This is a genomic window from Streptomyces sp. OZ13, from assembly GCF_052068155.1.
In the GTDB taxonomy this organism is placed as follows: domain Bacteria; phylum Actinomycetota; class Actinomycetes; order Streptomycetales; family Streptomycetaceae; genus Streptomyces.
On the sequence record NZ_JBQHCZ010000022.1, the window covers coordinates 1 to 26,620 of the forward strand.

At 69.3% G+C, this 26,620-nt stretch carries 27 protein-coding genes and 3 pseudogenes; 13 read left to right on the top strand and 17 right to left on the bottom strand.

What is annotated here, in order from left to right:
- Window positions 1-939: 939 nt before the first annotated feature.
- The 3 genes and pseudogenes from ACTMTU_RS32840 to ACTMTU_RS32850 form a co-directional block, all read right to left on the bottom strand.
- Window positions 940-1,998: a type III polyketide synthase gene (locus ACTMTU_RS32840; protein WP_441267081.1), complete on the bottom strand. Its 1,059-nt coding sequence runs from the start codon at window positions 1,996-1,998 to the stop codon at window positions 940-942.
- Window positions 1,999-2,496: 498 nt separating this feature from the next.
- Entirely contained in the window at window positions 2,497-3,702 is a 1,206-nt protein-coding gene (locus ACTMTU_RS32845; protein WP_441267082.1) for a cytochrome P450, read from the bottom strand.
- A 252-nt stretch (window positions 3,703-3,954) separates the two neighbouring features.
- Window positions 3,955-4,086 (bottom strand): annotated as a pseudogene (locus tag ACTMTU_RS32850) (hypothetical protein); the annotation flags it as partial.
- Between the two features lie 41 nt (window positions 4,087-4,127).
- Between ACTMTU_RS32850 and ACTMTU_RS32855 the strand changes: the two are divergent.
- The 3 genes and pseudogenes from ACTMTU_RS32855 to ACTMTU_RS32865 all read left to right on the top strand — a co-directional run bounded on the left by ACTMTU_RS32855 (window position 4,128) and on the right by ACTMTU_RS32865 (window position 7,721).
- Complete coding sequence (locus tag ACTMTU_RS32855) at window positions 4,128-4,496, top strand: hypothetical protein (RefSeq protein WP_441267083.1); 369 nt, start codon at window positions 4,128-4,130, stop codon at window positions 4,494-4,496.
- A 202-nt stretch (window positions 4,497-4,698) separates the two neighbouring features.
- Window positions 4,699-4,839, top strand: a pseudogene (locus ACTMTU_RS32860) (NADP-dependent oxidoreductase); the annotation flags it as partial.
- Window positions 4,840-4,856: 17 nt separating this feature from the next.
- Window positions 4,857-7,721 carry a hypothetical protein gene (locus ACTMTU_RS32865; RefSeq protein ID WP_441267084.1) on the top strand — a complete coding sequence of 955 codons (2,865 nt, stop codon included), beginning with the start codon at window positions 4,857-4,859 and terminating at the stop codon, window positions 7,719-7,721.
- A 145-nt stretch (window positions 7,722-7,866) separates the two neighbouring features.
- Here ACTMTU_RS32865 and ACTMTU_RS32870 read toward each other — a convergent pair whose 3' ends face one another.
- The 4 genes from ACTMTU_RS32870 to ACTMTU_RS32885 are packed head-to-tail and all read right to left on the bottom strand — an operon-like array spanning window position 7,867 to window position 11,343.
- Window positions 7,867-9,099, bottom strand: coding sequence for a cytochrome P450 family protein (locus ACTMTU_RS32870; protein WP_441267085.1), 1,233 nt, complete (start codon window positions 9,097-9,099; stop codon window positions 7,867-7,869).
- Complete coding sequence (locus ACTMTU_RS32875) at window positions 9,096-10,124, bottom strand: amidohydrolase family protein (protein ID WP_441267086.1); 1,029 nt, start codon at window positions 10,122-10,124, stop codon at window positions 9,096-9,098. The genes ACTMTU_RS32870 and ACTMTU_RS32875 overlap by 4 nt, the downstream gene beginning before the upstream one ends.
- A complete protein-coding gene (locus tag ACTMTU_RS32880; protein ID WP_441267087.1) occupies window positions 10,121-11,008 on the bottom strand; it encodes an NAD(P)-dependent oxidoreductase in 888 nt (295 codons plus the stop codon). The genes ACTMTU_RS32875 and ACTMTU_RS32880 overlap by 4 nt, the downstream gene beginning before the upstream one ends.
- Complete coding sequence (locus ACTMTU_RS32885; protein ID WP_441267088.1) at window positions 11,005-11,343, bottom strand: antibiotic biosynthesis monooxygenase family protein; 339 nt, start codon at window positions 11,341-11,343, stop codon at window positions 11,005-11,007. Before ACTMTU_RS32885 ends, ACTMTU_RS32880 begins: the two co-directional genes overlap by 4 nt.
- A 720-nt stretch (window positions 11,344-12,063) precedes the next feature.
- On the opposite strand from ACTMTU_RS32885, the gene ACTMTU_RS32890 reads away from it, so the two are divergent.
- Entirely contained in the window at window positions 12,064-12,600 is a 537-nt protein-coding gene (locus ACTMTU_RS32890) for a hypothetical protein (RefSeq protein WP_441267089.1), read from the top strand.
- A gap of 136 nt (window positions 12,601-12,736) precedes the next feature.
- Here the strand turns inward: ACTMTU_RS32890 and ACTMTU_RS32895 are convergent, their stop codons facing one another.
- Window positions 12,737-12,838, bottom strand: a complete 102-nt coding sequence (locus tag ACTMTU_RS32895; RefSeq protein ID WP_441267171.1) for a hypothetical protein — start codon at window positions 12,836-12,838, stop codon at window positions 12,737-12,739.
- On the opposite strand from ACTMTU_RS32895, the gene ACTMTU_RS32900 reads away from it, so the two are divergent.
- Both ACTMTU_RS32900 and ACTMTU_RS32905 read left to right on the top strand, forming a co-directional pair.
- The gene (locus ACTMTU_RS32900) at window positions 12,837-13,178 is read left to right on the top strand and encodes a TetR family transcriptional regulator C-terminal domain-containing protein (RefSeq protein WP_441267172.1); all 342 of its coding nucleotides are present in this window, start codon (window positions 12,837-12,839) and stop codon (window positions 13,176-13,178) included. The genes ACTMTU_RS32895 and ACTMTU_RS32900 overlap by 2 nt on opposite strands.
- A pseudogene (locus ACTMTU_RS32905) lies at window positions 13,126-13,374 on the top strand (ArsR/SmtB family transcription factor); the annotation flags it as partial. The gene ACTMTU_RS32900 and the pseudogene ACTMTU_RS32905, both read left to right, overlap by 53 nt.
- A gap of 269 nt (window positions 13,375-13,643) precedes the next feature.
- Here ACTMTU_RS32905 and ACTMTU_RS32910 read toward each other — a convergent pair.
- Window positions 13,644-14,384, bottom strand: coding sequence for an alpha/beta hydrolase (locus ACTMTU_RS32910; RefSeq protein WP_441267090.1), 741 nt, complete (start codon window positions 14,382-14,384; stop codon window positions 13,644-13,646).
- Between the two features lie 178 nt (window positions 14,385-14,562).
- On the opposite strand from ACTMTU_RS32910, the gene ACTMTU_RS32915 reads away from it, so the two are divergent.
- A complete protein-coding gene (locus ACTMTU_RS32915) occupies window positions 14,563-14,754 on the top strand; it encodes an SRPBCC domain-containing protein (protein ID WP_441267091.1) in 192 nt (63 codons plus the stop codon).
- 222 nt (window positions 14,755-14,976) lie between these two features.
- Here the strand turns inward: ACTMTU_RS32915 and ACTMTU_RS32920 are convergent, their stop codons facing one another.
- The 4 genes from ACTMTU_RS32920 to ACTMTU_RS32935 form a co-directional block, all read right to left on the bottom strand.
- Window positions 14,977-15,387: a RidA family protein gene (locus ACTMTU_RS32920; RefSeq protein WP_441267092.1), complete on the bottom strand. Its 411-nt coding sequence runs from the start codon at window positions 15,385-15,387 to the stop codon at window positions 14,977-14,979.
- Window positions 15,388-15,863: 476 nt separating this feature from the next.
- Entirely contained in the window at window positions 15,864-16,172 is a 309-nt protein-coding gene (locus ACTMTU_RS32925; RefSeq protein ID WP_441267093.1) for a hypothetical protein, read from the bottom strand.
- A gap of 137 nt (window positions 16,173-16,309) precedes the next feature.
- Window positions 16,310-16,576: a hypothetical protein gene (locus ACTMTU_RS32930; RefSeq protein ID WP_441267094.1), complete on the bottom strand. Its 267-nt coding sequence runs from the start codon at window positions 16,574-16,576 to the stop codon at window positions 16,310-16,312.
- 325 nt (window positions 16,577-16,901) lie between these two features.
- The gene (locus ACTMTU_RS32935) at window positions 16,902-17,240 is read right to left on the bottom strand and encodes a MerR family transcriptional regulator (RefSeq protein WP_441267095.1); all 339 of its coding nucleotides are present in this window, start codon (window positions 17,238-17,240) and stop codon (window positions 16,902-16,904) included.
- Between the two features lie 1,309 nt (window positions 17,241-18,549).
- Here ACTMTU_RS32935 and ACTMTU_RS32940 point away from each other — a divergent pair.
- The gene (locus ACTMTU_RS32940) at window positions 18,550-19,224 is read left to right on the top strand and encodes an alpha/beta fold hydrolase (protein ID WP_441267173.1); all 675 of its coding nucleotides are present in this window, start codon (window positions 18,550-18,552) and stop codon (window positions 19,222-19,224) included.
- Window positions 19,225-19,255: 31 nt separating this feature from the next.
- Entirely contained in the window at window positions 19,256-19,846 is a 591-nt protein-coding gene (locus tag ACTMTU_RS32945; RefSeq protein ID WP_441267096.1) for an alpha/beta hydrolase, read from the top strand.
- 67 nt (window positions 19,847-19,913) lie between these two features.
- Here the strand turns inward: ACTMTU_RS32945 and ACTMTU_RS32950 are convergent, their stop codons facing one another.
- Window positions 19,914-20,093, bottom strand: coding sequence for a hypothetical protein (locus ACTMTU_RS32950; protein WP_441267097.1), 180 nt, complete (start codon window positions 20,091-20,093; stop codon window positions 19,914-19,916).
- Window positions 20,094-20,530: 437 nt separating this feature from the next.
- Between ACTMTU_RS32950 and ACTMTU_RS32955 the strand changes: the two genes are divergently transcribed.
- Window positions 20,531-20,716, top strand: a complete 186-nt coding sequence (locus ACTMTU_RS32955) for a hypothetical protein (RefSeq protein ID WP_441267098.1) — start codon at window positions 20,531-20,533, stop codon at window positions 20,714-20,716.
- On the opposite strand, the gene ACTMTU_RS32960 is transcribed toward ACTMTU_RS32955, so the two are convergent.
- From ACTMTU_RS32960 to ACTMTU_RS32970, 3 genes are all read right to left on the bottom strand, one after another.
- Window positions 20,713-22,341 carry an IS200/IS605 family accessory protein TnpB-related protein gene (locus ACTMTU_RS32960; RefSeq protein ID WP_441267174.1) on the bottom strand — a complete coding sequence of 543 codons (1,629 nt, stop codon included), beginning with the start codon at window positions 22,339-22,341 and terminating at the stop codon, window positions 20,713-20,715. The genes ACTMTU_RS32955 and ACTMTU_RS32960 overlap by 4 nt on opposite strands.
- Before the next feature lie 348 nt (window positions 22,342-22,689).
- Complete coding sequence (locus ACTMTU_RS32965; RefSeq protein WP_441267099.1) at window positions 22,690-23,331, bottom strand: dihydrofolate reductase family protein; 642 nt, start codon at window positions 23,329-23,331, stop codon at window positions 22,690-22,692.
- A 136-nt stretch (window positions 23,332-23,467) separates the two neighbouring features.
- Complete coding sequence (locus ACTMTU_RS32970) at window positions 23,468-24,430, bottom strand: alpha/beta hydrolase family protein (RefSeq protein WP_441267100.1); 963 nt, start codon at window positions 24,428-24,430, stop codon at window positions 23,468-23,470.
- A gap of 168 nt (window positions 24,431-24,598) precedes the next feature.
- On the opposite strand from ACTMTU_RS32970, the gene ACTMTU_RS32975 reads away from it, so the two are divergent.
- The 3 genes from ACTMTU_RS32975 (at window position 24,599) to ACTMTU_RS32985 (ending at window position 26,612) form a co-directional block, all read left to right on the top strand.
- Entirely contained in the window at window positions 24,599-25,195 is a 597-nt protein-coding gene (locus tag ACTMTU_RS32975) for a TetR/AcrR family transcriptional regulator (RefSeq protein WP_441267101.1), read from the top strand.
- A gap of 500 nt (window positions 25,196-25,695) precedes the next feature.
- Window positions 25,696-26,217, top strand: a complete 522-nt coding sequence (locus tag ACTMTU_RS32980) for a cupin domain-containing protein (RefSeq protein ID WP_441267102.1) — start codon at window positions 25,696-25,698, stop codon at window positions 26,215-26,217.
- Window positions 26,187-26,612, top strand: coding sequence for a VOC family protein (locus ACTMTU_RS32985; RefSeq protein WP_441267103.1), 426 nt, complete (start codon window positions 26,187-26,189; stop codon window positions 26,610-26,612). The genes ACTMTU_RS32980 and ACTMTU_RS32985 overlap by 31 nt, the downstream gene beginning before the upstream one ends.
- Window positions 26,613-26,620: the final 8 nt, after the last annotated feature.

Consider the following 26,620-nt stretch of genomic DNA (forward strand, 5'->3'; position numbering starts at 1 on the left):
CCACCTCAGCCTGCTCCAACTCGCCTGCAGCATCATCTGCTTGAGACGACTCCGAACCTCATTCTGAAACGATCAGTTAAGCCGGAGCCATTCGATCTCGGTGAGGAAGCCCGGGCGGCTGAGGATCCGCTTGGTGACCACCCGAGGTGCCGGCGGCTGTGCGGCAACTGGGCGGGGTGAGGTGCGCTTCTTCCTGATGTAGCCGCTGACGATGCCGTAGCTGCCCTTGTAGCCGAGTGGGACGGTCTCCTCCCACAGCTTCCAGGCGTTGGTGCAGCCTCGTTCCAGCGATTGTCAAGGTTGGGCTTGTACTCATCAAGAGCAGAGGCTCGGTTGAACTCGTACTGACCACTGAAAAGGTCTTCCGGCCTGGCGGCATCGGCAAAGCTTTTGACCGTACGGTGCGTCATGTGGAGCTGGCGGCCGATGGAGCGGCGGCTGTGGCCGTCTTCCAGCATCGCGGGGACGGTGGCGTGCCTGGTCCGGATGCGGTTGGCGAACCGGTCGCTCTTCCAGGGCGAGGCCGGGGCCTCCTCGGACAGTGTGGGCTCCTCGGCGGCTTTCTCCTCGACGGGTTCGGGGGTCAGGAGGCGCAAGCACTGACGGTGACGACCAACGGCCCGCGGCCTCGCTGAGGTTGTGCCACAGATGCCAACGGTCAGCGACCTGGATTGCTTGGTGTGCCCCGGCCGTCGCGCGGCCGATCCGAGCGTCTGCTGTCACTCAGCGTGTTCCCTTCACGGAAAGTGAGCCAGAACCCGTTCTCATGAACATAACCAGGGCGGCCGGACTCAGCGTCCCCGTCCTGCACAGCCTGATCGGCTGACCGCGAGGAAGCCCACGGTGGTGAGCAGGTTCTGCGAATCCAAGAACCACGACCACCCACAGCCACGGTATGGGCTGTGGGCGGCACTGGGGCACGTCCGAAGGCCGGAGATGTCAGGATTCGGACCCCGAGGTCCAGGTGCCCAAGGCGATCTCGGCGGTGATGCCTGGCCCGAAGCCGGCCATCAGGCCGCGGTGGCCGTCAAGGGCTGATGCCTCGTCGAACATGCGGGCCAGGGCGTCGAGTACCACCGCGCTGGCTATGTTGCCGTACTCGGTGAGGGTGGCGCGGCTGAAGCGGAACGCCTCGGGTGCCACGTCGAGGAAGAGGCTCAGGTCGTCGAGGATCCGCGGACCGCCCGCGTGGATGATGTAGAAATCCATCTTGCTGGCGTTCCATTGGTGCTGTTCGGCGAGTGCCTGCAGGGCTGGGGCGAGTGGCTCCATGGTCCCGGGCACGCGCTTGTCGAGCTGGAAGTGGAAGCCTGTGGAGCGGACCGCGTAGGAGATCCACTCCTCGGTGCTCGGGATGATGTACGAGCCGTTGCGTTCCAGGCGGACTCCCGTGCCGCCGTTGCCCCGGATCACGGCCGCGGCGATCCCGTCGCCGAACAGACCGTTGGACAGCAGAGATCCCACGCCGAGATCGGTGGGCTGATAGCACAGCGAGCAGAACTCGCAGGCAATGACGAGTGCGTTGGCGTCGGGGTACGCCGTGCAGAAGTCGTGTGCCCGGTTGATGGCCGCGCCGCCTGCTGCGCAGCCGAGTTGGGCGATCGGCATCTGTCGCGTCTCCGGCCGGAAGCCCATCGTGTCGATGAGCCATGCGGTCGGCGGAGGCATCATGAAGCCGGTGCAGGAGACGTAGATGATCATGTCGATCTGTTGCGGCTCAAGTTCCGCCTGGTCGAGTGCCCGGCGCACCACGGCCGGCACGCGGGCCTTGGTGTGCGCCTCGTAGGTGATGCTGCGGGCGTCGACGCCCGGGTGCTGCAGCACCTTCTCGATCGGCTGGATCAGATGCCGCTTCTGCACCCCGGTGTGTTCGATCAGGCTGAGGACCAGATCGAGCTGCGGATGGTCACCGTGCAACCGTTGTGCCAGCTCGAGGGTCTCTTCGTTGGTGATGACGTACTCGGGTACTTCGATGGCTGGCTTGCAGAGAACCGCCATGGAATGCCTCCCAGCGCACGTGGTCCACACAGCCGGGCCGTGACCAGATGCGGGCTGTTCGTCTGCCGGCGGAAGCCGCCCGGATCTGCCGCGCGGAACGGTGCGAAACAGATCGTTGGTGGGCTCCGGCGCCGGTTTCGATACCCTGGCGCGGCATGGCCGGGATGGACCGTCGAAGACTGAGTTCTCCCCGGTCGGGCGGACGGTGATCCGCCACGGCTTGGTCAGCCGTCCGCCCCACGCTATGACGGCAGGGTGACGGCCGCATGTCGAGCGCAGCGCTCGACGGGACGGCCCGCGTCAGGAGGGCCGTGGCCCTCCTGACGACGCATCGCTGATGAGAGCCTTGTTCCCAGCCACGATCGAAGGGGCGATTCGCCGAGCTTGCCCGGAGCACGCCGCCGCGAGCCTGGGCGAGCGCGGTGGGCGGCAGTCTCCCGAGGCCTACGAGTGGGCCCCGGAAGCACGGACTCTCTGCGCATCCGGGGCGCCGGACGGTCACCAGGTGACGGGTAGCGCGAGCGGATAGCGCCAGATCGACGTTTTGTTCCAGCGCACTTCTTCGGCCGGCTTCGCCAGCTTCAGGTCGGGGAAGCGCTCCAGAAGGGTTCCGAGTGCGACTTGGAGTTCCGTGGTGGCGAGCGGAGCGCCGAGACAGTGATGTCCACCCCAGCCGAAGGTCATGTGAGACGGACCGGAGCGTTCCAGATCCAGCTCGTCAGGCCGGTCGAACTTCCGTCCGTCACGGTTGGCCGTCAGATAGGAGACGTGCACGATGTCCCCTGCTTTGATCGTCACCCCGCTCAGTTCCAGGTCTTCCATGGCGACGCGGGGAATGCCGACGCCTTTACGGAAGGGGATGAAGCGCAACAGCTCCTCGATGGCCTGCGGGAGCATCCCAGGATCGGCGCGCAGCATGGCGAGCTCTTTGGGGCGGGTGAGCAGGACGTAGGCGATGTTCCCGATCTGGTAGGTGGTGGTGTCCTGTCCGGTGATGAGCAGGACCATGGCCATAACGGCCAGTTCCTGGTCGTTGAGGATCTCATCTCCGTCGCGAGCCGTGGCCAGCGCGCTGATCAGGTCGTCGCCGGGGTTCTCGCGCCGGATACCGGTCAATGTGCGGAAGTAGGCGCGGAGATCGGCCTTGGCCCGTACGGCGTTGTCACGGTTGTCGATGCCGGTGTCCATCATGGTCCGTGCGTAGGCGCGCAGTTGGGCCCGATCAGCCTCGGGGATGTCGAGGACCTCGCAGATGGTGGCCAGGGGCAGAGGATCGGCCAAGTGCTCGGTGAGGTCCGCGGGAGAACCGTGCTCCTCCATCCGGTCCAGCAACTCGTCCACGACATGCTGGGTGCGGACCCGCATGCGTTCCATGTGACGAGGCGCGAAGCCTTTGGAGATCAGACTGCGCAGGCGGCTGCTGGCCGGCGGGTCCATCACGTTGATCGCCTCGTCCTGAACAATGGGTTCAGGGGTCATGCGCGGAAAGTTCCGGCCGATGATGGCGCGGCGGCTGAAACGCCGGTCGGTAGTCACCGTGCGCACGTCGTCGTAGCCGGTGACGAGCCATGCCTCCCCGTCGCCGTGGGGCAGCTGGATGCGGGAGACGGGCTCTTCGGTCATCAAGTGCTTGAGCATGGGGTCGAACTCGAGGGCTTCGGCATAGTCGAACGGACAGTTCCGGGGGGTGGCGACTGGTTCCATGCGTGGCTCCCTATGGGAATCTGATAAGCGGTCCAGAGTGTCCGGGGCGGGACGGGAGATGGGTGCCCGATCACCTGCAAGGCACGCACCACGGCGGCCATTCGGCCTAGCCCCGGACTTCGCGGGTCACCGTGTCAGGTCTGTGGCCAGCGGGTTTGTCCGATGTCGGTATCCCGTAGGTCGAGGAGGTTGCCGCGGTGCGGGTTCATGGCCGGGGTGGCCCGGGTGGCGAGGTGATCGTGGGCGACGGGTTCACCGGGTCGGGCACGCTGGCGTCTCCAAGTCGGTTGGCTGTCGCGGGGGTTCGGCTACGGTGTGATGGCTCACATCACACCTAATGAATCGGCCGATCGTGGGGTCGTACTCCCGGGCACCGAGGTGGGCGAGGCCGGTTGTCGTGTCGGTGGTGCCGCCGACGTAGCTCCATGCCTCAGGCTTCGAAGGCGGAACGCGAACGCGTTCTCAAGGTTTTCCGCGCCGCCTACGAGGCCGGGGACCTGGCCGGCCTGGTCAGGCTCCTGCACCCGGACGCCGTCTACGTCACCGACGGCGGCGGCAAGGTCTCTGCGGCGCGCAAGCTCATCCACGGCGGTGAGCGTGTCGCCGAGGTCATGGTGCGGGTGGGGCGTCAGTGGCATCCGGATCGCATTGGCTTCGTCGAGGTCGGCGGCGAGCTCGCCTTGGTGTTCTACCGCGAAGGCCGGGTCTACTGCGTCGAAACCGTCCAGATCACGGACGGTCTGATCACCGCGTACCGCAGGGTCATCGACCCGGAGAAACTCGTGCGCGTCTGAGCTGTCACACCCGGAGGGGTTACCTCGTCTCCCTGATGAGAAAGCAGAACGGGCGACGAAGGAACACGTTCGAGCAGGTGAGATCGATGGTGCGGAACGGCATACATCCACCTGCTGCGTCTTCCCGACGAAGCGCCGCTAGGAGCCCTGCGTGTGGGGGGCTGCGTGCTCGAGTCGCCCCTCCGAGGTAAGGACCACTTGTATGCAAGCCATCACTGTGCGGGACCGTGACGCCGGTCTTGCCGGGATGTCCCTGACGGACATGCCCTACCCTCATGCGGCCGAGAACGACGTCGTCGTGCGGGTGCACGCCGCGGGCTTCACCTCTGGCGAGCTGGACTGGCTCTTTTGGTGCCGGTCATGCCGGAGTCGCTGGTGCGGCTTGCCGGTGCTCGTTTGGATCTGACGCGGACGGTGATCTGGCTCAACGAGCTGGATGTGTATGTCGGTTCGGGGGGACGGCAGGCTGAGGCGCTCGCTCAGCTGTTGGCCCGGTCGGAGAACCCGTTGGTCATCGCGACGATTCGTGCGCATCAGCTGTCCGACCTCGAGGAGGGTGCTTCGCAGGAGGGCGGCGACGACGAGCGGACGGCACCGCATGTGCTGTGGGACCGCAGGGCGGCGGCAGTGGTGAGCGGTTTGCTGGCGCGGGCGCGGCATGTGCGGATGGAGCGGATGTTCTCCGCTGCCGAGTTGGCGCGCGCGGAGCAGTTGCGTGAGGACACGCGCCTGGCCGACGCCCTGCGCGTGGCGGGTCGCTACGGTGTGGCGGAGGCTTTGGCCGCCGGTCCGGAGCTGTTGCGTCTGCTGCAGGCGCACACGGATGCCGCGGATGGCCAGTTCGGCGGGGCGGCTGTCGTCCATGCCAGTGTCGATGCCGCCCGGGTGGGCTGGCGCCGTCCTCTTGAGCCGGCGCTCCTGCGGGAGCTGCTGCCTCACTATGTGCCGTCAGCGCTGCGCCAGGACGTCGACGATGCACTGTTCGACCGGGCTCTGAAGTGGGCCCGCAGGCGGAGGCGAGGCTTCAGCCGGCTGCTGGTCGACGACGAGTCCGGTGCGGGTGTGCGGGCCTTCGACTATCTCGTCGACGACGCGCAGACGCGTATTCCTCAGGCCCCGGTGCCCGAGGCGCTGTGGTCGGCGCTGCTGGGGGCGGCCACGGCCGACGAGGCACTCGAGCTCGGGCATCAGGCGCAGCGCTGGGCGCAGGCGGACACCGCGATCGCCGCCTGGCGGATGGCCGCGTCGTCGGCGCGGCGTGAGGCGGCGTGCGAGGCGGCCGGGGCGCTGGGGCGTCTGCTCATGGAGCGGGCGGAGCCGGAGGCGGCGCTGCCGTATCTGATGCAGGCCGCTGAGGGCGGGGACTGGTGGGCAGGGTCCGTCGCGGGAGACTGGTACATCGCGCGGCGCCGGTTCGACGACGCCCTGCCTGTTTTCCGGTGGCGGGCGACAGAGCACAGCACCCGGGGCGCCAAGCGGGAGTTGTGCAACGTCCTGGCGGCCTTGGGCCGGTGGGAGGAACTGGCCACGGTCGCGGAGCGTTTTTGTGCTGCCGACGGTGAGATGGCCACAAGGGATGCGCTCCGGTGTTCCAAGGTGCTGGCGAAGTGGGATCCGCAGGGCCGTCACCGCGCCTGCGAGGACGAGCTGCTTCAGGTGTTCGCGGACCGCATCGACCGCCGGTGGTGGGAGCACCGGGTGCAGGATCTCGTCGAGCGCCTCGGCGACCGATCATCGGGCTCCGCCTCTCCTGCGGTGCCGGAACCCGTGGACGATGATCAGGAAACGCTGGTGCCGGCGGCGGTCTCCGCTCCCCCGGTGGCTCATGTGCCCAGCGAGGAGGAACTCCTCGTCGCCACCGCCCGTGGTGGGGCGTGGTCTGGATCTGTGGCCTGGCACGCGCTGATCTCCCTGCTGTGGTCCCAAGGACGTCTCGCGGAAGGGGAGGCGCTCTTGCGTCAGGCGGCCGTCGCCGACGACGTGGCGGCCAGCGAACTGGTGCAGCTCCTGCGGATCACCGGCCGGCACGCAGAAAGCACGGTGTGGCACCGGGACGGCGGTGATCGTCATCGTCTCGATCTGCTGGTGAAGCAGAAGAATCTCGGTGAAGCGATCCGGCTGGTGGCGCAGAACGATCGTCTGCGCGGCGATCTGGTCGAGTTGTGCGCTGTCCACGGTTTGGTGGAGCAGGCCAGGACGTTGGCTGACGGATGGGCCGGCGAAGGCGACCCTTCCCCTGCCCTCGAGCTCTACCGGCGTGCCGGCGAGTGGGAACAGGCCCTGGCTGTCCTGCCGTTCAACGCACCGGCCGAGGTGCGCGCCAGGTCCATCGGGGAGGCCGACTACGGGATCGAGGCCCTGGTGCATCTGGGCCGTCCGGGCGAGGCGGAGCAGGAGGCGCAGCGCCTGTTCGAAGCGGGCAACGGCTGGTATGCGTTCGTGCTGGCGGACCTCATGGTGCGGCGGGACAAGGAGGACGAGGCCGAGAGGCTGCTCGAGAGGATTCGGCAGGGGGGCGCTACCCGCCATGCCGAGCGGGCGCGGGCTCAGCTCGGCAGACTGCTGAGCAGCCAGGGCCGCCACGTGGAAGCGATCCGCGTCCTGCGTGACCGGTCTCTCGAGAGGGGGCCCGACACCACACCACCGACTGATCCGGTGGACCGGATCGCGCTGGCCCGTGCACTGGCCGGCAGCGGCGCTCTCGACGAGGCGCTCCGGGAGCTCCGCACGCACTTGGAGGACTACCGGCCCTATTCCACGTATTCCGTCTGGCTCACCATGGCGGAGCTCCTCGACGGGTACGGTCGCGCGGTTGAGGTGCCGGAGATGCTCCGGGCGGCGGCGAGCGCGGACCCCGGCGCCCGCTACGTGCTGGCCCGGCGCTACCAGGCTGCCGGGCAGCATGATGCGGCGATCGATCTCCTGGCCGATCATCTTGCCGGGGAGCGGTCGTTTCATGACGACATGCTCTGCTCGGTCGCCCTGGCGACGTTGCTGCGCGATCAGGGGCGGGTGGACGATTCCCGGCTCGTTCTGTGGAGCACAGCCCACCTCAACTGGCTCGAGGGAGCCGGAGAGCTCATGCACCACGGCATGTGGAACGAGCTGGACGACGTGGTCCGGGCGGTGGATGCCAGCGGCCTGGTCCTGCCGGACAACTTCCAGTACCTGCGCGGTCGTATCGTCCGCGACGACCTCGACCTCGATCCGGCTCGTGAGCCGTGACCACGACGCAGGCCGTGGACGGCGGGCGGAGTGCGCGAGGTCTTCCCGGCGCCTCGATGGCCGGGGCCGGCTCCCTTGGTGGGGAGCCGGCCCTTGGCGTGCGGTGCGGTGGTGGTGCCGGGTTGAACGGTGGCCGGGCTGCCGGTCACTTCTGCGGGTCGAGCACGACGGGCAGTTCCGCGAGGCCGCGGAAGGCCGGGAAGGGGACTTCCATCCACTTCGGGCCGGCCTCGGGAGCGGCCAGGGCGATCCTGGGGAACCGGCCGAAGAGGCTGGTGAGGGCCAGTTGCATCTCCAGCCGGGCCAGTGGTGCGCCCAGGCAGTAGTGGCTGCCGTGGCCGAAGCCCAGGTGCGTGTTTCCCGGCCGGTTCACGTCGAAGTCGTCCGGCGCGTCGAACTTCCGTGGGTCGCGATTCGCCGAAAGGAGCGAGATCTGTACCAGTGCGCCCTTGGGGATCCGCGTACCGCCGATTTCCACGTCCTCGGTCGCGAACCGGAACGTGGCGCTTTCCACCGAGCCGTCGTAGCGCACCAGTTCTTCCACCGCGGGGCCGATCAGTTCCGGGTTTTTCCGCACGGCCTGCAGCTGTGCGGGATGGGCCAGGAAGTGGTGGACGGCGTTGCCGATGAGGTACGCGGTCGTCTTGTGGCCGGCGAACATCAGCAGGAACGCCGTCGAGATCAGCTCGTTCTCCGTGAGGCCGCCGTCCTGGTCCTGGGCCTCGGTGAGCGCGCTGAGCAGGTCGTCGCCCGGGTGTTCGCGCTTGCGCGCGACGAGTTCGGTGAAGTAGGCGTGCAGGTCCTCTTCCGCCTTCTGCTGGGCCTGTTTGGCTTCCTTGCTGAAGCCTGTCTGCGCCACTGTGGTGGACAGGTGCTGCATGTGGGCCCGTTCCTCGGGCGGCACGCCGAGCAGTTCGCAGATCACGGTGATCGGCAGTGGGAACGCGAACGTGGGCAGCAGGTCCAGCGGTTCGCGGGTGGGGCATGCGTCGAGGAGCTGGTCGACGATTGTCTGGATCTTCGGCCGCAGCGCCTCGACGCGGCGCGGGGTGAACTCGGCGTTGACGAGTTTGCGCAGCCGGGTGTGTTTGGGCGCGTCGGCGTTGAGCATGTTGTCGTCCAGCGAGACCGAAGAGTCGCCGAAGATTCTCCGGTAGGCGTCCATGGCCCCGTACATGTCCTTGCTCAGCCGGGGGTCGGCGAGTGCGGCCCGGGCGTCCTCGTACCGTGTGATCAGGTACGTTTCGACGCCGTGCGGCGGCTTCATCGGGCAGACGGGCGCCGTGTCCCGGAGGGCGGCGTAGACCGGGTGCGGGTTGCGCCGGAACTCGGCGGTGCACTGCTCGGCTGTGGTGACGGGGTCCTGCGTGGTGGTCACGGACGGCTCCTGAGGTCGAAGAGGGTCTCGGCGTTGCCGCCGAGGATGAGCTGCTGGGACGCCTTGTCCACGGGCAGCTTCTCGATCATGCGGATCAGGTCCTCCAGCGGCGCGGACAGCGGCGGCGAGTCGCTGCCGAACAGCATCCGCTCGGGTCCGAGGACCTCCGCGTTGAGGCTCAGGTGCGCGGGGCTGAACGGGCTGGTGTCGACGTACATGCGCTGCAGGGCCGCGGCGGGGTCGGTCGACGGCGGGAGGGAGGGCGGCGCGGCGGGGGCCGGCCGGCCGGGTGCGGCCCCCGGCGCTGCGGGGGCCGCCGGCCGGGCGGCCGGGGCGGCGGAGGATGGTGCTCCGCCGCCCCAGTGCCGGGGGCTCGCCGCCGTCTGCAGGCGCTCCGGCAGCAGCGCCATCGCGCCGCCGCCGGTCGCGCCGATCAGCCGCAGGTCCGGGTACTTGTCCAGCCATCCCGCGAACGCGATCATGGCCATGCCCAGGGTGACGTCGCCGAACCGTCCGATCTGCTCGACGAAGCCGATGGTGTCCACCTTCTCCGTGCCGGCCGGTTCGGCCGGTGCGTGTACCAGGACCGGGACTCCCGCCTCCGCGGCCAGCGCGAAGAAGGAGTCCGCCCGCGGCGAGCCGAGCAGCTCGCCGTGGACGCTGGACGTGGTGATCAGGCCGACGAACGCGGGGTCCGCCAGGGTCTCCCGCACCCCTTCCAGGTGATCGTCGTCGCCGAACGGGTTGGCGTAGACGTACCCGCGCAACTGGTCCGGGAACTGGGAGATCAGACCCGACATCCAGGCGTGGAAACCACGCAGCCGGTCGCGCGGCTGCTTGTAGTTGTCCACGCCCGGGACCCGCGCCATCGCGCCGGCGCCCACCGGGCTGCCGATGATGGTGAGGTCGATCCCGGCCGCGGCGCGGGCCGCGAGCATGCCGTCGACGTCGGTCAGGCTCGGGGGCATGGGGAAGCGGCCGGCCGCCTGGGGCGGGGACAGATGTCCGTGGATGTCGATGATCATGTGTGGGTTCCCGGTTCCGGTGTGACTGCGCGGGTCACCGCGGCACAGTCCTCGTCGCCGAGCCCCTGCTCGGTGGCACGGGCGTGGGTCTGTGCGGCTGCGGCGGTGAGCGGAAGGTGCAGGCCTGCCGCGGCCGCCTGCTCCGTGGCGAGCATGAGGTCCTTCGCCATCAGGCGCAGCCGGAAGTCCGGCTCGTCGAAACGCCCGGTGGCCAGGCGCCGCGACTTGAACGACATGACCGGCGAGGCGAAGCCGCTGCCCGCGATGGTCCTGAGGACGAGCTGCTTGTCGAGGCCGCAGACGGCCGCCAGTTCGGCGGCCTCGGCCATGGCCTGCACCTCTATCCCCATGAGGAGATTGAGGAGCAGCTTCATCCGCATGCCGGAGCCGAGTGCGCCCAGATGGACGACCTCCTTGCCCAGCATCTCCAGCAGGGGCCGGCCGGCGGTGAAGACCCGCTCCTCGCCGCCGACGAACAGCCGCAGTTCGCCGTCGCGGGCGTGGTCGCGGTTGCCGAGCATGCCGACGTCCATGACGGAGGGGACGTCGTCGGCGAGGCGGACGACTTCCTCGGGGGCGACGGTGCTGGCGCAGATCAGGGCGCCGGGGTAGGTGCCTCTGGACAGGACACCGTCCGGGCCGCGCAGCACGGTTTTGAGGGCGTCGCCGTCGGCGACCGTGCAGATGACGGCGCTCGTGCCTTCGGCGGCTTCGCTGGGGCGGCCGGCGCCGAAGGCGCCGGCCCGGACGAGTGGTTCGGCCCGCTCGGGGGTACGGTTCCAGACCCGCACGGGTATGCCTTGCGCGAGCAGGCGTGAGGCCAGGCCTGCGCCCATCGTGCCGAGGCCGAGGACGGCGACGGGGCCGTTGGTGGTGTGCGTCATGACTTCTCCTCCACGGTCTCCTTGACGACCCGGAACCGCAGCGACTGCGTCGAGTCGACCCAGTTGCGGAGCGGGGCCACCAGTTCCTGGTGGTCGTCGCTCTGCTGCCAGGCGAAGAAGTGTTCGGGGGTCTCCCACTCGCTGGTGATCACCCACTGGCGGGAGCCGTCGACCGGCTCTCCCAGTCGTTCGACGAGGTGCCCGGGGGTTCGAGCGACGGATTTCCGCATCTGCTCGTACATCTCCAGGAACCCTTGCTCGCCGCCCTCGATCACACGGACCGCGAAAACGACGGACAGCCTCTCGGCCGTCTGGTTGTTCTGAACGGTGCCCATGTCTCCTCCTGATGGTGAGATCCGGCAGGACACGCTTTCCAAGGACTCATGGGCTCAGTGACGACGCAACTCCAATGGGTGCACGGGCCAGGCGGGAGAAGGGTCGTGCTCCGGCGTCTAGTCCGTCCGGGTGTATGGGGAAGGGGCCCCGGATGAGGCAGATTCGAACGCGCGCGTGGAGACGGGCCGACGGGCCGGCGCAGTTGTTTCCGGTGCGGCGGTGCGGGTCGGTTCCGCGGCCGTTCCCCTTTTGCCCGAGGGGCATGCCCCGTGAAAGGGAGTGCGGGCGGTCATCCCTTTCGACAGCGCGTCGGCGGTACAGGCGGTGCACTCCCGGACCGGCCGGGTGTGTGCCGGGGTGCCCCGGCGTCTGTTTCGCCGACGCGGCGATGAGCGCCTGGAGCGGGGACGCGGCCGGGTCCTGGGCGGACGCCGTGCCGCATGCCCTCGTTGAGCGCTGTGGCCGTAGGGCCGTGGGGTGGCGCTGGTCGCAGGGCGAAGGGGACTTCGGAGGCGGGCCGGTCGGGAATCGGTGCTGCGTGCGGGACTCGTCACCACGCCGCAGGAGCAGCGGGGTCGGGGGCGTATGCCTCGGGCTCTTCGCGGTTGGACCGCCTCCGGTGATGGGGCGAGTCGCAGCGTGCAGCCCTTGGTCATTCGCACTATTTTGGGGCGAGATTTCGCGTCGGCTTGTGGCCGGAGCCGCAGAACGGAGACACCGTGAACCGCCCCCGCCTCGCCCCCGCCGTCCTGGCACCGCTCATCGCCGTCTCACTGGCCGCCTGCGGCTCCGGCGACGACGAGGGGTCCGGTCCGACGACGACAAGCCCTCCCGGCGCGACCGAGTCCGCGTCCCCGACGGATACGAGCACCGCCACACCGCGCACCCAGAAGGACCTCGAGGAGTCCGCGTCCGCAGCGGAGGCACGCGTCCGGGCCTCCGCTGCCGCCGAGCTGCGCACGGTCGAGGGCCGCGGCAACGCCACGGGAGACGTGTCCCTGCAAGGAGTCGCCACCACCCGCTCGGACGGGCTGCGCACCGGTCTGGTCAGGGTCACCAACTCGACCGACAAGACGGCTTTCTACGCGGTCCAGGTGGACTTCGTCACCGGTGACGGGACAGTCGTCGACTCCGTGGTGGCCGGCTTCCCCGACGTCGGCCCCGGCGAGCGGGCCGAGCGGTACATCTCCAGCCGCAAGGCCGGGGAGTCGGACACCCCGACGACACCACGCATCGTCAAGGCCGAGCGCAGCTGATACGGCTGGGCGAGATGCCGCTGGTGCGGGACTCGCCGGAACTCCGGTCCGCGCGCGCCGGCCCGTGCGCGCGGCGGGCAGCCGCCGCCCCTTGGGCCGGGGCTTCTGGACGTCCGGCAGGATCGGAGTTTCCCGTTCAGGGATCCAGCGTGACCGTGCCCGTGGCGCCGTCGACGGTGATCAGCTGCCCGTTGCGGATGCGTGTGGTGGCGGCCGGGACGCAGATGACCGCCGGGATGCCGTACTCGGCGGGCGACGGTCGGTCCGTGGGCCATCACGGCGCCGGTGACGACACCCGACGGCTCGAGGGCCACGTCGGACTCGCGTTCCTCGCGTACGCCGCGGTGAAGCCGGCGATCCAGGCAGGACTGCGCGAGGACTCGGCGGGGATGCGCAGGTTCATCGCGGAGCAGCTGCGGGCGGCCGGAGCGGACAGCATCGACCCCGAACTCGCGGCGATCGGCCTGATGGCGCTCGTCGACGGCCTCGGCATGCAGCTGCTGTCACGGCAGTACGCGGAGAAGGATGCCGTCGCCGCACTGGACGCCCAGCTCGCCACGATCTTCGGTGCGGCCTGAGCGGCTGCTCGAGGCGTGGCGCCGGCGGATACTCGACGTCCTCGCCGACGGCGAGCGTTCCGTCACCGCCCTCGTGGAGGAGCTGGGGCTGACACAGCCGCAGGTCTCCAAGCACCCGCGCGTCCTGCGGGACGTCGGCGCCGTGAGTGTCCGGGAGGACGGCCGGCACCGGCTCTACCGGCTCAACGCCGAGGCACTGAAGCCGATCCACGAGTGGGTCGGCAGATACGAGCGGTTCTGGTCTGGCTTTGTTCGCGAGAACCGACAGCAGCTGTACACGAGTTTGGGCAGTACTCGAAGCTCTGCAGAAATCGAACCGTTCATGACTTCAGGCAGAACGGGCCCCTGCCGAGGTTCAGCAGAGGCCCACGGTGCAGAGAGCTGCGGAGGGCCGGTACCTGTCTTCGATGAGCGGCACGCCGGCCGACGTCGGCTACCGTCTGTTGCCGGTCCGACGGCCCGGCCTCACTTCAGATGTCGGGTGAAGAACTGGGCCGCGGCCTCCCCCGCGAACTGTGGGACGCCGGTGTGCCCGCCCATGTTGGCGTGCAGCGTCTTCTCCTTGGAGCCGAAGGCGTCGAACAGGTCCAGGGCCGCCTGCCGGTCGTTCCCTTCGTCGTCCCACTGCAGCAGGACATGCAGCGGAATGGTGACCTGCCGGGCCTCCTCGAACATGGCGCGAGGCACGAAACTCCCGGCGAAGAAAGCGGCGGCCATGATGCGCGGCTCGACCACCGCCAGCCGGATTCCGATGGAGATCACTCCCCCCGAGTACCCGACCGGGCCGCCGATCTCGGGCAGCGACAGGAGGGCATCCAGGGCGGCCTGCCATTCCGGGACCGACTTTTCGACCAGCGGGAGGATGAGGGCGTCGATGATCTCGTCGCCGACCGGCTCGCCGGCCTCCATAGCCCGGTGCAGGTCAGCGCGGGCCTGCTCGGCGGCGGGCCAACGAGGCCGGTCGCCGCTTCCGGGGAGCTCGATGGTGGCCGTGGCGAAGCCATCCGCCGCGGAATGCCGGGCCCGGGCCACCAGTCGGGGGTACATCTTGCGCAGCCCGAGGGGAGGGTGGCCGAGCAGGATCAGCGGCGCTGATGCGGATGCGGATGCCGATGCGGGTGTCCACAGGATGCCGGGGATCTCACCGAGGGTGAATTCGCGTTCGAGGACGCCGTCGTCGAGACGCTGCTCGGAAGTGAAATGCATGGTCGTGCCTTTCGGGAGTGCACTGGAACGGCGCTCCCGGACGACCTTGTCTATCGCCCGACCGTGACCCCGGAGGGGAGCACCCATGTCGATACTGCGTTCACGGGTACCACCTCCTCGATCTCTCGCACGGCCTCCTGGAACGTAGCAGTGGTCGCCCTCGTCCGCCTACGGGTTTTTGCGGAGTCTCCCTGGCGCCGCCGCAGAGCCGCCACTCGGGAAGTGGACCGGCTTCGACGCGCCCCGGCGGCTGCTCTACCGGGCGTGGACCACGCCCGAACCGGTCAAGCGCCGGTGGTGCGGCGAGCGCGGCACGATGGACACGGTCGAGCTGGACTTCCGGGTCGGCGGCACACGCAGGAGCAGATGACGGCGCTGGAGAAGCCGGCGCCTCGCTGACCGACCAGGAACTGCCCGGCCGATCACCACTGGTGTCGACCTGGACGCTCCTTGGGGACTGTGGAATCGGGCACCTGCCTTGGCGTCCCCTGTCGCGACGCACGGCAGTTGGCAGGCGAGCAGTGCAGGGCCGGAGCGCTGCCACCGTAGTTGAGCCGGAACCCGAACACCTGAACAGAGCCCGGTGAGCCCGTCAGACGTCGTGCACCGCGGCGACGGCCTCGATCTCGACGAGCTGGTCCTTGTAGCCCAGCACCGTGACGCCCATCAAAGTGCTGGGGACGTCATGGTCAGCGAACGAGTCCCGGACCACCTCCCAGGCAGTCACCAAATCCTCCCGGCGGGCCGATGCCACGAGGACCCTCGTGCTGATGACGTCCTGGAGGGACGCGCCGGCGGCGGTGAGAGCAGTCTGCATGTTCTCGACAGCTTTCAGGGCCTGGCCTGCATAGTCCCCGATCGCCGCCGTCGAGCCGTCGTCGTTCAGTGGACATGCCCCGGCGAGGAAGATCAGGCGGGCCTCGGCGGGCGCCGTGGCCGCGTAAGCGTACTCGGCGACGTCGGACAGGGAGGCGGAGCGGATCAGGGTGACGGCGCGAGCCACGGTCTTGGGTCCTTTCCCACGGGGTGTTGGGCCCGGACATCCTGCCAACGGCGCGTCGGCGCCGTCTTCTCCTTTTCGCCGTCCCACGGCACCGCCGTCGGGTGCGGAGTGTCGCCGTGGCGTCGGTCGGGTCAACGGGTTCGACGAGCCCGCCGGGTTGGTGACCCTCTTCCCAGCCGTCGGCCCTGCCTGGGGAATTGTTCCGGGCACCGCTTTCGCGGGGCGGTGCGGGCCGTTCCAGCCGTCGAGGAACGCGGCCAGGGCGCGGGCGCTGTTCGTCGGCGATGAAGTCCTCGCGGACCTGGCGGTCGGCGTAGAGGGCGAGGCTTTTCGTTGGGCAGGCGGTGACTTCGAGGGGGCGGGCTTCCCGAAGGCCGGGCGGTGACTTCGGGGGCGCGGTGGGGCTCGATGGGCACGCGGCGGCACGGCAGGGTGTCCCGCCGAGGCGGAGCCCTCAACGCGCTCCGCACTGACGGCTAGCGTTGTCGGTTTCCGCGTCGCGTGGTGATCCCATTGGTGATGAAGACGGCGATACCCAGGGCGCCGAGGCCCACCCCGGCGTAGCCGACGAGCTCTCCACGGGCCTCGTTCTTCTTCTCCTCGTCGTAGCTGAGGGATTCACCGCCCACCCTCACGCACCACTGACCGGGTCTCATCGGGCTGCCGTCGCACTCGACGGCCTTGCCGTTCATGAGGGCCTCGGCGTTGATGAAGAACGTGGTCATGCCGACGATGAACAGAGCCCAGCCCAGGACTTTGAGCGATGGCCGCCCTGAACTGCGCATTCAAAGATCCTTTCCGTCACGACGTCAAAAGGCGCCCCACGCGCGCCCACTGGCCACTGGCCCTGAGCCGTTTCTGCACCGTCTCGCGTGACCGGCACGCTTGTACGGAATCCTGCCCGAAGGGGCCGAGCCGTACGTCACCCGACGGGTTCGATGCGAAGGACGGCGGTGGCGTCGAGGATTTCGACGACCTCCAGGCTCATGGCGTCGTTGATGGTCGCGGCGGGTCCCTTGCCGCAGCTGAGCCCGACGCCGCCGCTGCCCTCCGAGGACACGCTGCCGCCGCCGGAGCAGCCTGAAACGCTGTAGCCCGATCCCGTCAGCGGCGCGGCCATCTCGACCTCGCCGCCGGTGATCGCCGTCACCTTGATCGGTCCGAGCCCGTACTTTTCCGGCACGGTCACGACGTCCCCTACGGCGACCTCGATCTCACATGTCCCGTCAGCGCACGGCCCGGTCGGTGAGGGCGACGGCGTGGCCGTCTCTGTGGGAGTCGGCCCGGGGTCCGACGCCGGTGCCCCGGCGCCTGACCCGCTGGGCCGGCCCTCGGCGGGCGGCCCGTCCGAAGAATCCGAGGAACACGACGTGAGAGCGGCGAGCACGACCGCGGCAACAACGGCAGCGATGGCGGTGGTCGGGGTTCTACGCGTCATGGCCGCCATTGAACCGCGCCACGACCGGATCCGGGCAAGAGTGGAGGGCCGGTACGCCAGTAAGGGGCCGGCTGTCTCAGGCGGCAGCCGTGGGGTTTGCCGAATCGGCAGTGCGGCGGTGTTCGGCGTTGATGCGCTGGGCTTCTTCGAGCTGGTCCTCGAGGATGATGATGCGGCAGGCGGCGTCGATGGGGGTGCCCTGGTCGACGAGTTCCCGGGCGCGGGCGGCAATGCGCAGCTGGTAGCGGGAGTAGCGGCGGTGTCCGCCTGCGGAACGCAGTGGTGTGATGAGGCGGGCTTCGCCGATCGCGCGGAGGAAGTTCGGTGTGGTGCCAAGCATTTCGACAGCCAGGCCCATGGTGTAGGCGGGGTAGTCGTCGTCATCGAGACGGCCGTATGAGTCGTCTGCTGTCATTGCACCTCTCTGGGGGACACGCTGGAGGGGCCCTGGTGCCATATGACACCAGGACCCCGGAGGAACTGCTACACCATCTGCCGGCCCTTGTACTGCGCCGGCGTTCTGTTTCCGCTGAGCCGACCGAAACGCTGTCGGCGTTTGCGGGGATCGCGTTGCTGGACCGGAGACCACCTCACTATCGATGTCCTGCGGTACCCGGATTCGAAGACTTCCGTCCGGGCGATCCTGATGGCGCCTGGCTCCTCCGTTCTTCCCTCGGCGATCAACTGCTTACCAAGCGGGGGCACTGCGTACTGCTGGTGATGCGAACTGATCAGTGGCCTGTGACAGCGCCACTTCGGCAGCCAGTCCGGTCGCCCGTTCATGCGTCTGCTCTGGCTCAGAACCCGCTGCCGAACTTCCCGATGCGCGCGTCCGCAGCCCGACGCCTTCATCGAGGTGCTGCTCACTTACTTCACTGCTGAGCACTGCGAACTGCATTGTGCGGATACTGCCACTGCGTCAACTGCGGCACTGCTCACGGCGGCCCCTGATCACTGCGGGCCGCCCGGTCCAGTCGTCAGTCCCGTCGCCGTCCTGCATCAACCCTGGCTTCGGAACTCCACCACCGCACCGTCCTGCGAACTGCAACTGCGGGTACTGCTGCCCGGCAATTCGTCTCTGCCAGGCCCTGCGGTCTCTCTGAGCTACGAGAGAAACCATAACCACACCACCATCCAATGTCTACCTTGGCCAACATAGATTTCCGCGTGTTCGGCAGTGAAGTAATCACACTCGAACAGCGACGCCAGCAGGGCGCAGCCGGTCATCGCGGGGTTAACCGCCGCAGGGAGGGGCGGCGTTGACGATGCAGTGACCAGGGGTGGTGAGGGACACGATGAACGTCAGCAGAGCGGCGGCACGCTGGGATGCAACGGTTGCGGCTGCCGTATCAGCGGGCAAGGCTTGAGTCGTTTTCAGTTCATATGTACCCGCTCCGCCGCATGCCCGCCCAAGGGCGCCCGATGAGTGAGAACGGAGCCCATGATGCCGACGCATGCAGCGCGACGCGCGAGTGTCGGTCTGCCGGTCCTCGCAACGCTTCTGACCGCGCCTCTCCTGGTCCTCCCAGCGACCGCGGGGGGAGGCGAGGGCGGCCCGGGGCGAATAGCCTGGACCGCATGCCCGGGAGGCCCTGGGCTATGGAGCGCGCGTCCAGTGCGCGAGCATCGAGGTCCCTCTGGACTGGAGCAACCCGGATGGGCGGACCGTACGCACAGGGATCAATCGGCTCCCGGCCGCACGGCCCTCCGCCCGCATCGGAAGTCTGGTCTTCAACCCCGGCGGGCCCGGCGGCTCAGGCACTCAGTGGGTGGCGGCTGAAGCAAGGGCAGGCGGCATGTTCGGTCGCCCGGTGCGCGAACGCTACGACATCATCGGCCTCGACCCCCGGGGTGTGGGCACCAGTAAGCCGGTCGTGCGCTGCGATCCGGCGCTGTGGAATTCACCGGTTGCGCTGTTTCCGGAGTCGCCGGCCGCATACGAGGCCCTGGAAGACAAATACGCCGCCTTCGGCCGCAGCTGTCAGCGGATGACCGGCCCTCTCCTGGCACACATGGACACCGTCAGCGTCGCCCGCGACCTGGAGGTCCTGCGGCAGCGTCTGGCCGAGGGGAAGCTCAACTTCCTCGGCCTCTCGTACGGTACGGAGATCGGCCAGGAGTACGCCCGGCGCTATCCGGGCAATCTGCGCCGCCTCGCGCTGGACGGGGCGCTGGTCCACTCACTCCAAGCGTCCACACTGAACGAGAACGAGTCCGTCGCCTACGAGCGCACCCTCGAGCAGTTCGCTGCCTGGTGCCGCACAGCCGATGCGTGTGCCCTTCGCGGCAAGGACCCGCTCGCAGCCTTCTCCGCCCTGGTCAAGAGGGCCGACAGCGCCCCGATCCCCGCACCTGCGTGCAGGCGGGGACCGGTCCTGCCGCCCCGAGGTCACCGGTGAGGACGTCCGCCTCAACGCCCAGGAGTTCCTTTTGTTCAAGGACGGGCTGCCGCAGCTCTCCGTCCCAGGGTGGAAGGAGCTCGGCCAGGCCGTCGCCCGTGCCGGAAAGGGCGACGCCAGTGCGCTGTCCACGCGGGTGGTCGCGACGGCGGACGATCCGGCGTTCTCCGGACCGGCCGTCGGCTGCCTCGACATGCGGGCGAACTTCCGGGGGTATCCGGCGCTCAAGACCCAGATGGCTCTGGACGGCGTTGTCGCTCCTCACACCCGCGGCACAGGACAGTCGTACCAGTACATCGCGCAGTGCCTGCGCTGGCCCGTGCCGTTCAGCAATCCGCCCCGCCCGGCAGCCGGCATCACCCCTGGCGTCACCCCGTTGATCGTCAACGCCCTCTACGACCCGTCGACGGCGTACGCCTGGGCGCAGTTGATGCTGACCGAATTCAAGGACGCGGTCCTCCTGACCCGGGACGGAGCCGGGCACACGTCGTACATGTATCCGGGCCCTGCGCGGGATGCTGTCGACCGGTACCTGATCACGGGTGAGACCCCGCCCCCGGCATGGCCGTCGACTGAAACCGCTGCTTTCGGAAGGAGGTTCACAGCCGCCGCAGGCAGATGATGCTGCAAGCCAGGGGCCGTGCGCTCCGGGCCGCTCCGGGGCCAGGGCCGGTCAGGCCCGGGGCGGCTCAGTCGCCGCCTCCCCCGCCGCCGCACGAGGAGCCGCCGCCGCAGCCGCAGCCGTAGCCACCGCCGTCGCCGCCTCCGCCCCGGCGGCTGTCCCGGCCTTTCGTCTTCTTCTTCCCGCCCGCCCCGACGAGCAGGATCACGATCACGGCGAAGCCCGCGATGATCAGGAAGTCGGTCATGTCGTCCCCCGTGTGTCTCCGGCACGCGTGCGTGTCGCGTCGCGTGTGCGTGGACGATGCCCCTGGCGACCGGCGGCCCAACCGGACTTGAGCAAGTCCAGAGCTTGGGCCGCCCGGCCGCCGCTTCGCCGCCCCTGGCGGGCGCGGCGAGCAGCACGCCTGCCTTGATGGGGGGCGAGGTGCACCGCGTTCCTGGTGCCGGGTCGGTGAGTCCGGCGGGCCGGGCGGGTGGACGGAGCGACCGTTGGCGCGGCCCTCCACCCGCCCCGGGGCGCCCTCGCGGGCTGACGGATTCAGTAGGCATGGCCACGCCGGCTGCGGGCCGCATCGCCCGGGCCGGGCGGGCTCTGTCGGCGTCGGTATGTCCGGGTGCGGGGAGTATGGGCCTGTGTGAACCTGGCCGCGGAACCATGTCGTCGATGACCAGGGAGCGGGTCGTGAACCAGCTCGGAGACAAGCCGGAAGAGGTCCGCAAGCAGCTCGAGGTGGAGAAGCGCCGGGGCGGGAAGGGCCGGCCCGATGGAGAGAAGAGGGGCGACGCGGCGGAACGGGCCGGCAAGTCCGGCGATGCGTCCGCCTCCGAGGGAGAACCTTCGGGGAACGAGGACCAGAACCGTTCCTAATCAGTGAGCAGGAGTGAGTCTTGGACCCATTCCTGGTCACTGCGGGCACCCCGAACGGTGGTGGGTGTCCTGGTCGCCCGCGTTCGCTCCGCGTCCGGTGGCACGCATCCGGTGCGTGGTCCGGGGATGCGGGGGCGGGGTTCCTCATGCCCAGGGGTGCCCAGGTCGGCCTGGACGGTCCGATGCCCGCACCCATCGCTCTGGTGGGTACGGGGCGGTGCCGTCCGACGCCGGACCGGGTGCCCCTGGGCGCGCCTGCCGATCGCGATGCTCGCCGCATCATGCCGGCTGATGGTGCGGGTGGTGCTGGTGAGGGGCTTCTGCCAGTGCTGCGCGCCCCACTTCGAGGTGTAGGCCGGGTCGACGGCGATGACCGCGATACCCGTCGCATCAGCCATGGAAGCCAGCCGCGCTCGGAGCCGACCGGTGGGCATGCCGGAAATCAACTGCCGGAACCGTCGCCTGCGGCCGTGCTTCTCTCGGGTTTTCTCCGCCTGGAAGTCGAGATCCTCTACCGCGACGGCCTTCACCCCGCAGGCCCTGGCCCAGTGCAGGAGGCGGGTGAGGGCGTGGCGGACCTGCGCATCGCGGTGCGGGGCACTGCCGGACAGGTCGTAGAAGAACCGGCGCGGTTCACCGCACGGGTTGCCGTGGGGGTCCAGGCGCCAGGCGGCGAGGTGGTCAGCGTTCATGTCGACCCCGATCACACCCTGGGCGAGGGCAGCTTCAAGCGAGACGGTTTTGGTGGGCGGGATCTGCCAGGACGCGGTCACGTACCAGCGTCCACGTCCGGTGTCGTGGTGGATGCGGTAGGCCACGGCCCGGTTCGCTCCCACCCGGTCCGCCCACTCGGCGCCCCGGTGCGCGAACCGCACCCGCGCAGGCAGGACGTACCGGCCGTGCGCAGCGTTCGCCAGATACGCCAGCGGTACCGGGAGCTTGATGCTGACTTCGCCGTCGGGGGTGATGCGGATCGTCTCGTTGCCGCACCTCTTCCCCGACTCACCGTCCGCCTGGAGGAACCAGCGCTCGGCCTCCCACCGCCGGCGCCACTCGGCTGCGGTCAGCCCCGCGTCGGCAAGATGGTGACGGGTACGGGCCAGAACTCTGCCGCCGCGCACCACGCGCACCCGGCCCGCGTCCCGCTCGGCCCGCACCCGCTCCAGCCGGTGCTCCAGCACCCGCAGGCGCCGTGCCTTGGCATGCCACTCCCGCCGCGAACGGTAACCACCCGGAGCCCGCTTGGAGCCCTTCGCCCCGACCGGCAGCGACAACCGATGCCGGATCGTCCTGACACCGGTTTCAAGGCTGTGGATGTGGGCGGCCTGGCCGCGCCGGGCCAGTGCCCACTGATCGTGCGTGGCCTTCGTGATCGACCCCGCCCACCGCGACGACGACACACCCGTCAACTCCCGCTTGCGCACCGCCCACGACCCGCTGTCGTGCTCCAGGCCGTCCATGCACCGCGCTTTGAGATCCTTCGAGGCGAGCGAGCCCAGATGCGCACCCACCAGGCGCAGCACCGTCTCGTCCTCCGGAGTGAGGCCCTTCAGCCGGGTACGTACCGCCACACCCGAAGGTCCGGTCACCACGAACGGCGCCGCCACCTCCCGCAGACCGCCCACAGCGATCACCCCCTCCGCACCGGCACTCACGCACCCGCCACCACCCAAACGACCACAACCCGCAAAGGTCACCCATTCGACAGACGAACCCCGTCCACCACACCGAACCCCGCACACAGCAGCCCACAACCCGCACCCGAACACCAGAACTCACTCATACGCAGTGACACACCAGCAGTTCACAACCCCTTGTGAGGTCGCGGTCAGGGCCCGGACGCCGCCGTGACCGCCGACGGAAACCCTGCCGCCGCTGTTCTTCTCCTCGCTGGGTCGCCTTCGGGCGAGAAGTGCCGCCGGTTGTGGGCGAGTACCACGGTGTGCAGTGGTGGCTCGCCCACAACGTGGCGTTCAGCGCCAGAACAGGTGGTGTGTCACGCCGCTCGGGCTGGGCACGACCTCGAGGTGGAACCGGTCGAGGAGTTCATCGGGCGACTCCCAGAGGCGCAGGCCCGACCCGAGTTTCACCGGCGAGACCGCTACGTGCATGGTGTCGACGAGGTCGGCATCAAGGAACTGCCGGATGGTGGTGACCCCGCCGCCGAGTCGGACGTCCTTGCCCCGCGCCGCTTCCCGCGCCTGCTCCAGGACCGTGATCGGGCTGCCGTCGACGAAGTGGAACGTGGTGTCGGAGAGCGTGATCGAGGGGCGGTGGTGGTGGGTCATGACGAACACCGGGGTGTGGAACGGGGGCTCTTCGCCCCACCAGCCCTGCCAGTCGTGGTCGTGCCAGGGCCCGCGCTGGGGGCCGAACTTGTTGCGGCCCATGATCTCGGCGCCGATGTTGCGTGCGAAGTCTCGCGTGAAGTAGTCGTCGAGGCCGCGGCTCCCTCCGGGGTCGGTGCGCATGGGCCAGCTCGCCGTGGCACCGGCCCAGGCGAACAGCCTTTCGGGATGGACGTGGCCGAACGGGCTCTCGAGGCTCTGGTGCTCACCGGCACCGATGCCGTCACTTGAGACGCTGAAGTTCATCACTCTCAGTAGCTGATCCATGTTTTCCCTCATCCGGTCCCCGCGCATCCCTCGTACGGCAATGCGCTCTCCATCAATGCGTCGAACGGGAGGTGGCCGGATCGACAGCGGCCCTTAAGTTCTTCCGAGGAGTCGCCGGGAGGGCGCCTTTGGGGGCTCACTTGGATTCGACTCGTCCTACCGGGTCGGGGCCGGTCGTCAGTGCCGCGCACGTGGTGTGCCACGTGGGGGCGTCGGGGTGGAGCCGGGTGTGGAGGTAGGCCGCGGTGAGACGGGCGAGGGCGGCGACTCGCTCGGGGTTCTCGTCCGTGGTCTCGGCGGCGTCGTATCCGGCGATCCCGCCGAGTCCGTGCTCCGCGTCGAACAGGGTGAGCAGGGTCTTGGGGCCGGGGGCGAGGGTGTAGGGGTCGGCGTGCCAGTGCGGCCCCATGTCGGTGAAGTGCCGGGAGTCGTCCTTGTCGCCGGCGACGACCAGCGCGGGTGTGGTCATGGTGGAGAAGTCGACTGCTCCGATGATCGGCCACTGCTCGGCCATGGGCCCGTTGAGGACTTCGCCGCCTCTGCCGGGCGCGGCGAGCAGTACGCCTGCCTTGATGCGGGGTTCGAGGAGGTGCACCACGTTCCCGGTGTCGGGGTCGGCGAGTCCGGCGCCGAGGAGGAGGGCGGCGGTGAAGCCGCCGAGCGAGTGTCCGGCGAGGGCGACCTTGGTGGGGTCGATTCGTCCGGCGAGCTGCGGCACGGTGCGTTCGATCGTGTCGAGCCGGTCGAGGATGTGGGTCATGTCCTCGGCGCGGGAGCGCCAGAAGTCGGGTGCGCCGGGTGCGTCGGCGACCAGGTGGCTCAGTGTCCGGGAGGTGAGGTGGGTGGGCTGGATGACGGTGAATCCGTGGGCGGCCCAGAAGTTGGCGAGCGGTGCGTAGCCGTTGAGGGAGGAGAGGTGGTGCGAGGGGCCGTGGCCGTGGGAGAGGAGGAGGACGGGGAGGCCGGTTCCGGTCGCGGGTGCGGAGACGCGTACGTGGAGGTCCACGGGGCGTCCGGGCACGGTGAGGACTACGGGGCTGTAGGACAGGACCGGGGCGGGCGTGCTCATGGTGTCGGTGCTGGTGGTGGGTGTGCTCACGATGTGGGTTTCCCTTTCGGTGGCGCCTGCCGGTGCCGGTCTCCTGCGGGCGGTGGCGGGCAGGGCGGTCAGGAGCGTCCCGTTTCGGCTAACCTGAAACGGAACACTGCTCCATTTAGTATTCGGAGCACTGCTCCGTTTTGTCAATCGGTGTGGAAGGACTACGTGATGGCCACCGACAGCCCTGCCGGGGAGGCGCCGTCCCGAGGCAAGCGGGCCGACGCGCAGCGCAACCGGGAGACGGTGCTCGCTGCCGCCGCCGAAGTGTTCGTGACCTCCGGCGTCGACGCGCCGATCCGCCAGATCGCGGCCCGGGCGGGCGTCGGGATGGCCACGATCTACCGCCACTTCCCGACCCGGGCGGATCTCGTCACCGCCGTCTACCGCCACCAGATCGAGGCCTGCGCCGAGGCCGGCCCGCACCTGCTGGCCGGCGCCGACTCCCCGTTCGACGCGCTGAGCGAGTGGATCGACCTCTTCGTCGACTTCCTGGTCACCAAGCACGGCCTCGCCGACGCCCTGCAGTCCGACAGCGACCGCTTCGCCGCTCTGCACGCCTACTTCCTCGACCGCCTGCTGCCCGTCTGCGCCCAACTGCTCGACGCCGCGGTGGAGGCCGGCGACATCAGGCCCGGCCTGCAGCCGTACGAGCTGATGCGCGGCATCGGCAACCTGTGCATCGGACGCGACGACGACCCCCGCTACGACCCCCGACGCCTGATCGCCGTCCTCCTCCAGGGGCTGCAGCCACCTCACGCGTCCTGACGCCGGCGAGGACCATCGCGGCCTGGTGCCTCCGCAACCTCCACGCGGTCCGAGCGCCCGCCTCTCGACCGGGCGACGACGGCGCCGGGCGGCAGTGCCCCTGCGCTGGACGCCGTCACGTCCCTCGTGGGCCCTGTCATTGCCGCCATGCCGCGCCTCCGGCGGTCAGGGCGAACAGGACTGCATTACTCGCGCATTGACGGGTCGAACACGCGTGGCGATCCCTTCGGTGTCCCATGCTCCCAGCTGACGAGCGATCACTCTCTGCCGGTCTCGGCGCCGGGGAGCTCTCCGCTCCCCCACCGGTTCCACAGTGCGCGGCGCCCCTCGTCGGCGCCCGGGCCGGGCGGCGGCGCGGTGGGGACGGGGCAGGGGGCCACCGGCGACGAACGCCTGGATCCCGGGTCTCGTCCCCCATCGTGACCGGTACGGATTGGCCCAGGGTCTCGGCGTCGAAATGACCCGCGCCGCAGGGCACTTCGGGCCGTAGGGTCGTGATCATGACCGAGGAAACGCCCACCGGATCCCTGTCCACCACTCCCCTTCAGGCGGTGCTGACCCGCCGCGCGGACGCCGAGACCTGTGCCGACCCGAGCAGCGTGATGACACTGCTCGGGGAGTCGGACAAGGCCCTTGGCGGCTTCACGAGTTACCGGTCCACCTTCGCCGAGGGAGCCGTGGGGGCCCCGGCCCACTTCCACACCAGGGCGACCGAGCTGTTCTTCGTGATCAGCGGGTCTCTGCGGGTGCTGGTGGGCGAGGAGATCACCGTCCTGGACGAGGGCGACTTCCTGGCCGTGCCGCCGGGCACCCCGCACGCCTTCGCCGCGGCGCCCGGCGCGAAGGCGGACGCGCTGTTCGTGTTCACGCCCGGCATGGGCCGGTTCGACTACCTGCGCCTGCTCGGCCGGGTGATGCGCGGTGAGGCCGATCCGAAGGAGATCGCCGAGTCCGCGGAACGCTTCGACAACCACTACGTCGACAGCCCCGTATGGCGTGCCGCGCTGGAGACGTCGGCGTGATCGACTCCTCGACGCACGTCCGTGTGGCCCGCCCTTCGCGGGACCTCGCCGCCGCCGAACGCTTCTACGTGGACGGGCTGGGGCTCGCGGTGCTGTGGCGGAGCACCGAACGGGTCCCGGGCGAGCACGAACTGCTGATGGTCGGCCCCGCGGGCGCCTCCTGGCACTTCGAGCTGACCCGCGACCCCGAGCGCCCGCTGGAGCCGGCTCCGACCGTGGACGACCTGTTCGTGCTCTACCTGGGCGCCCCCGTGGAGGAGAGCCTGGTCGACCGGCTGGTGGCCTGCGGCGGCACCCGGGTGCGCGCGCACAATCCGTACTGGGACGAGCACGGCGTGACGGTCGCCGACCCGGACGGCTACCGGCTCGTCCTGTGCTCACGCACCTGGGGCTAGCGTCGGTC

Bases quoted from the DNA above. Each gene is read 5' to 3' on its own strand.
- ACTMTU_RS32840 (WP_441267081.1), bottom strand. From the start codon at position 1,998: ATGGCGGTTCTCTGCAAGCCAGCCATCGAAGTACCCGAGTACGTCATC.
- ACTMTU_RS32845 (WP_441267082.1), bottom strand. From the start codon at position 3,702: ATGGAACCAGTCGCCACCCCCCGGAACTGTCCGTTCGACTATGCCGAA.
- ACTMTU_RS32855 (WP_441267083.1), top strand. From the start codon at position 4,128: ATGCCTCAGGCTTCGAAGGCGGAACGCGAACGCGTTCTCAAGGTTTTC.
- ACTMTU_RS32865 (WP_441267084.1), top strand. From the start codon at position 4,857: ATGCCGGAGTCGCTGGTGCGGCTTGCCGGTGCTCGTTTGGATCTGACG.
- ACTMTU_RS32875 (WP_441267086.1), bottom strand. From the start codon at position 10,124: ATGATCATCGACATCCACGGACATCTGTCCCCGCCCCAGGCGGCCGGC.
- ACTMTU_RS32880 (WP_441267087.1), bottom strand. From the start codon at position 11,008: ATGACGCACACCACCAACGGCCCCGTCGCCGTCCTCGGCCTCGGCACG.
- ACTMTU_RS32885 (WP_441267088.1), bottom strand. From the start codon at position 11,343: ATGGGCACCGTTCAGAACAACCAGACGGCCGAGAGGCTGTCCGTCGTT.
- ACTMTU_RS32900 (WP_441267172.1), top strand. From the start codon at position 12,837: ATGCCGTACTCGGCGGGCGACGGTCGGTCCGTGGGCCATCACGGCGCC.
- ACTMTU_RS32910 (WP_441267090.1), bottom strand. From the start codon at position 14,384: ATGCATTTCACTTCCGAGCAGCGTCTCGACGACGGCGTCCTCGAACGC.
- ACTMTU_RS32925 (WP_441267093.1), bottom strand. From the start codon at position 16,172: ATGCGCAGTTCAGGGCGGCCATCGCTCAAAGTCCTGGGCTGGGCTCTG.
- ACTMTU_RS32935 (WP_441267095.1), bottom strand. From the start codon at position 17,240: ATGACAGCAGACGACTCATACGGCCGTCTCGATGACGACGACTACCCC.
- ACTMTU_RS32950 (WP_441267097.1), bottom strand. From the start codon at position 20,093: ATGACCGACTTCCTGATCATCGCGGGCTTCGCCGTGATCGTGATCCTG.
- ACTMTU_RS32965 (WP_441267099.1), bottom strand. From the start codon at position 23,331: ATGGATCAGCTACTGAGAGTGATGAACTTCAGCGTCTCAAGTGACGGC.
- ACTMTU_RS32975 (WP_441267101.1), top strand. From the start codon at position 24,599: ATGGCCACCGACAGCCCTGCCGGGGAGGCGCCGTCCCGAGGCAAGCGG.
- ACTMTU_RS32980 (WP_441267102.1), top strand. From the start codon at position 25,696: ATGACCGAGGAAACGCCCACCGGATCCCTGTCCACCACTCCCCTTCAG.
- ACTMTU_RS32985 (WP_441267103.1), top strand. From the start codon at position 26,187: ATGGCGTGCCGCGCTGGAGACGTCGGCGTGATCGACTCCTCGACGCAC.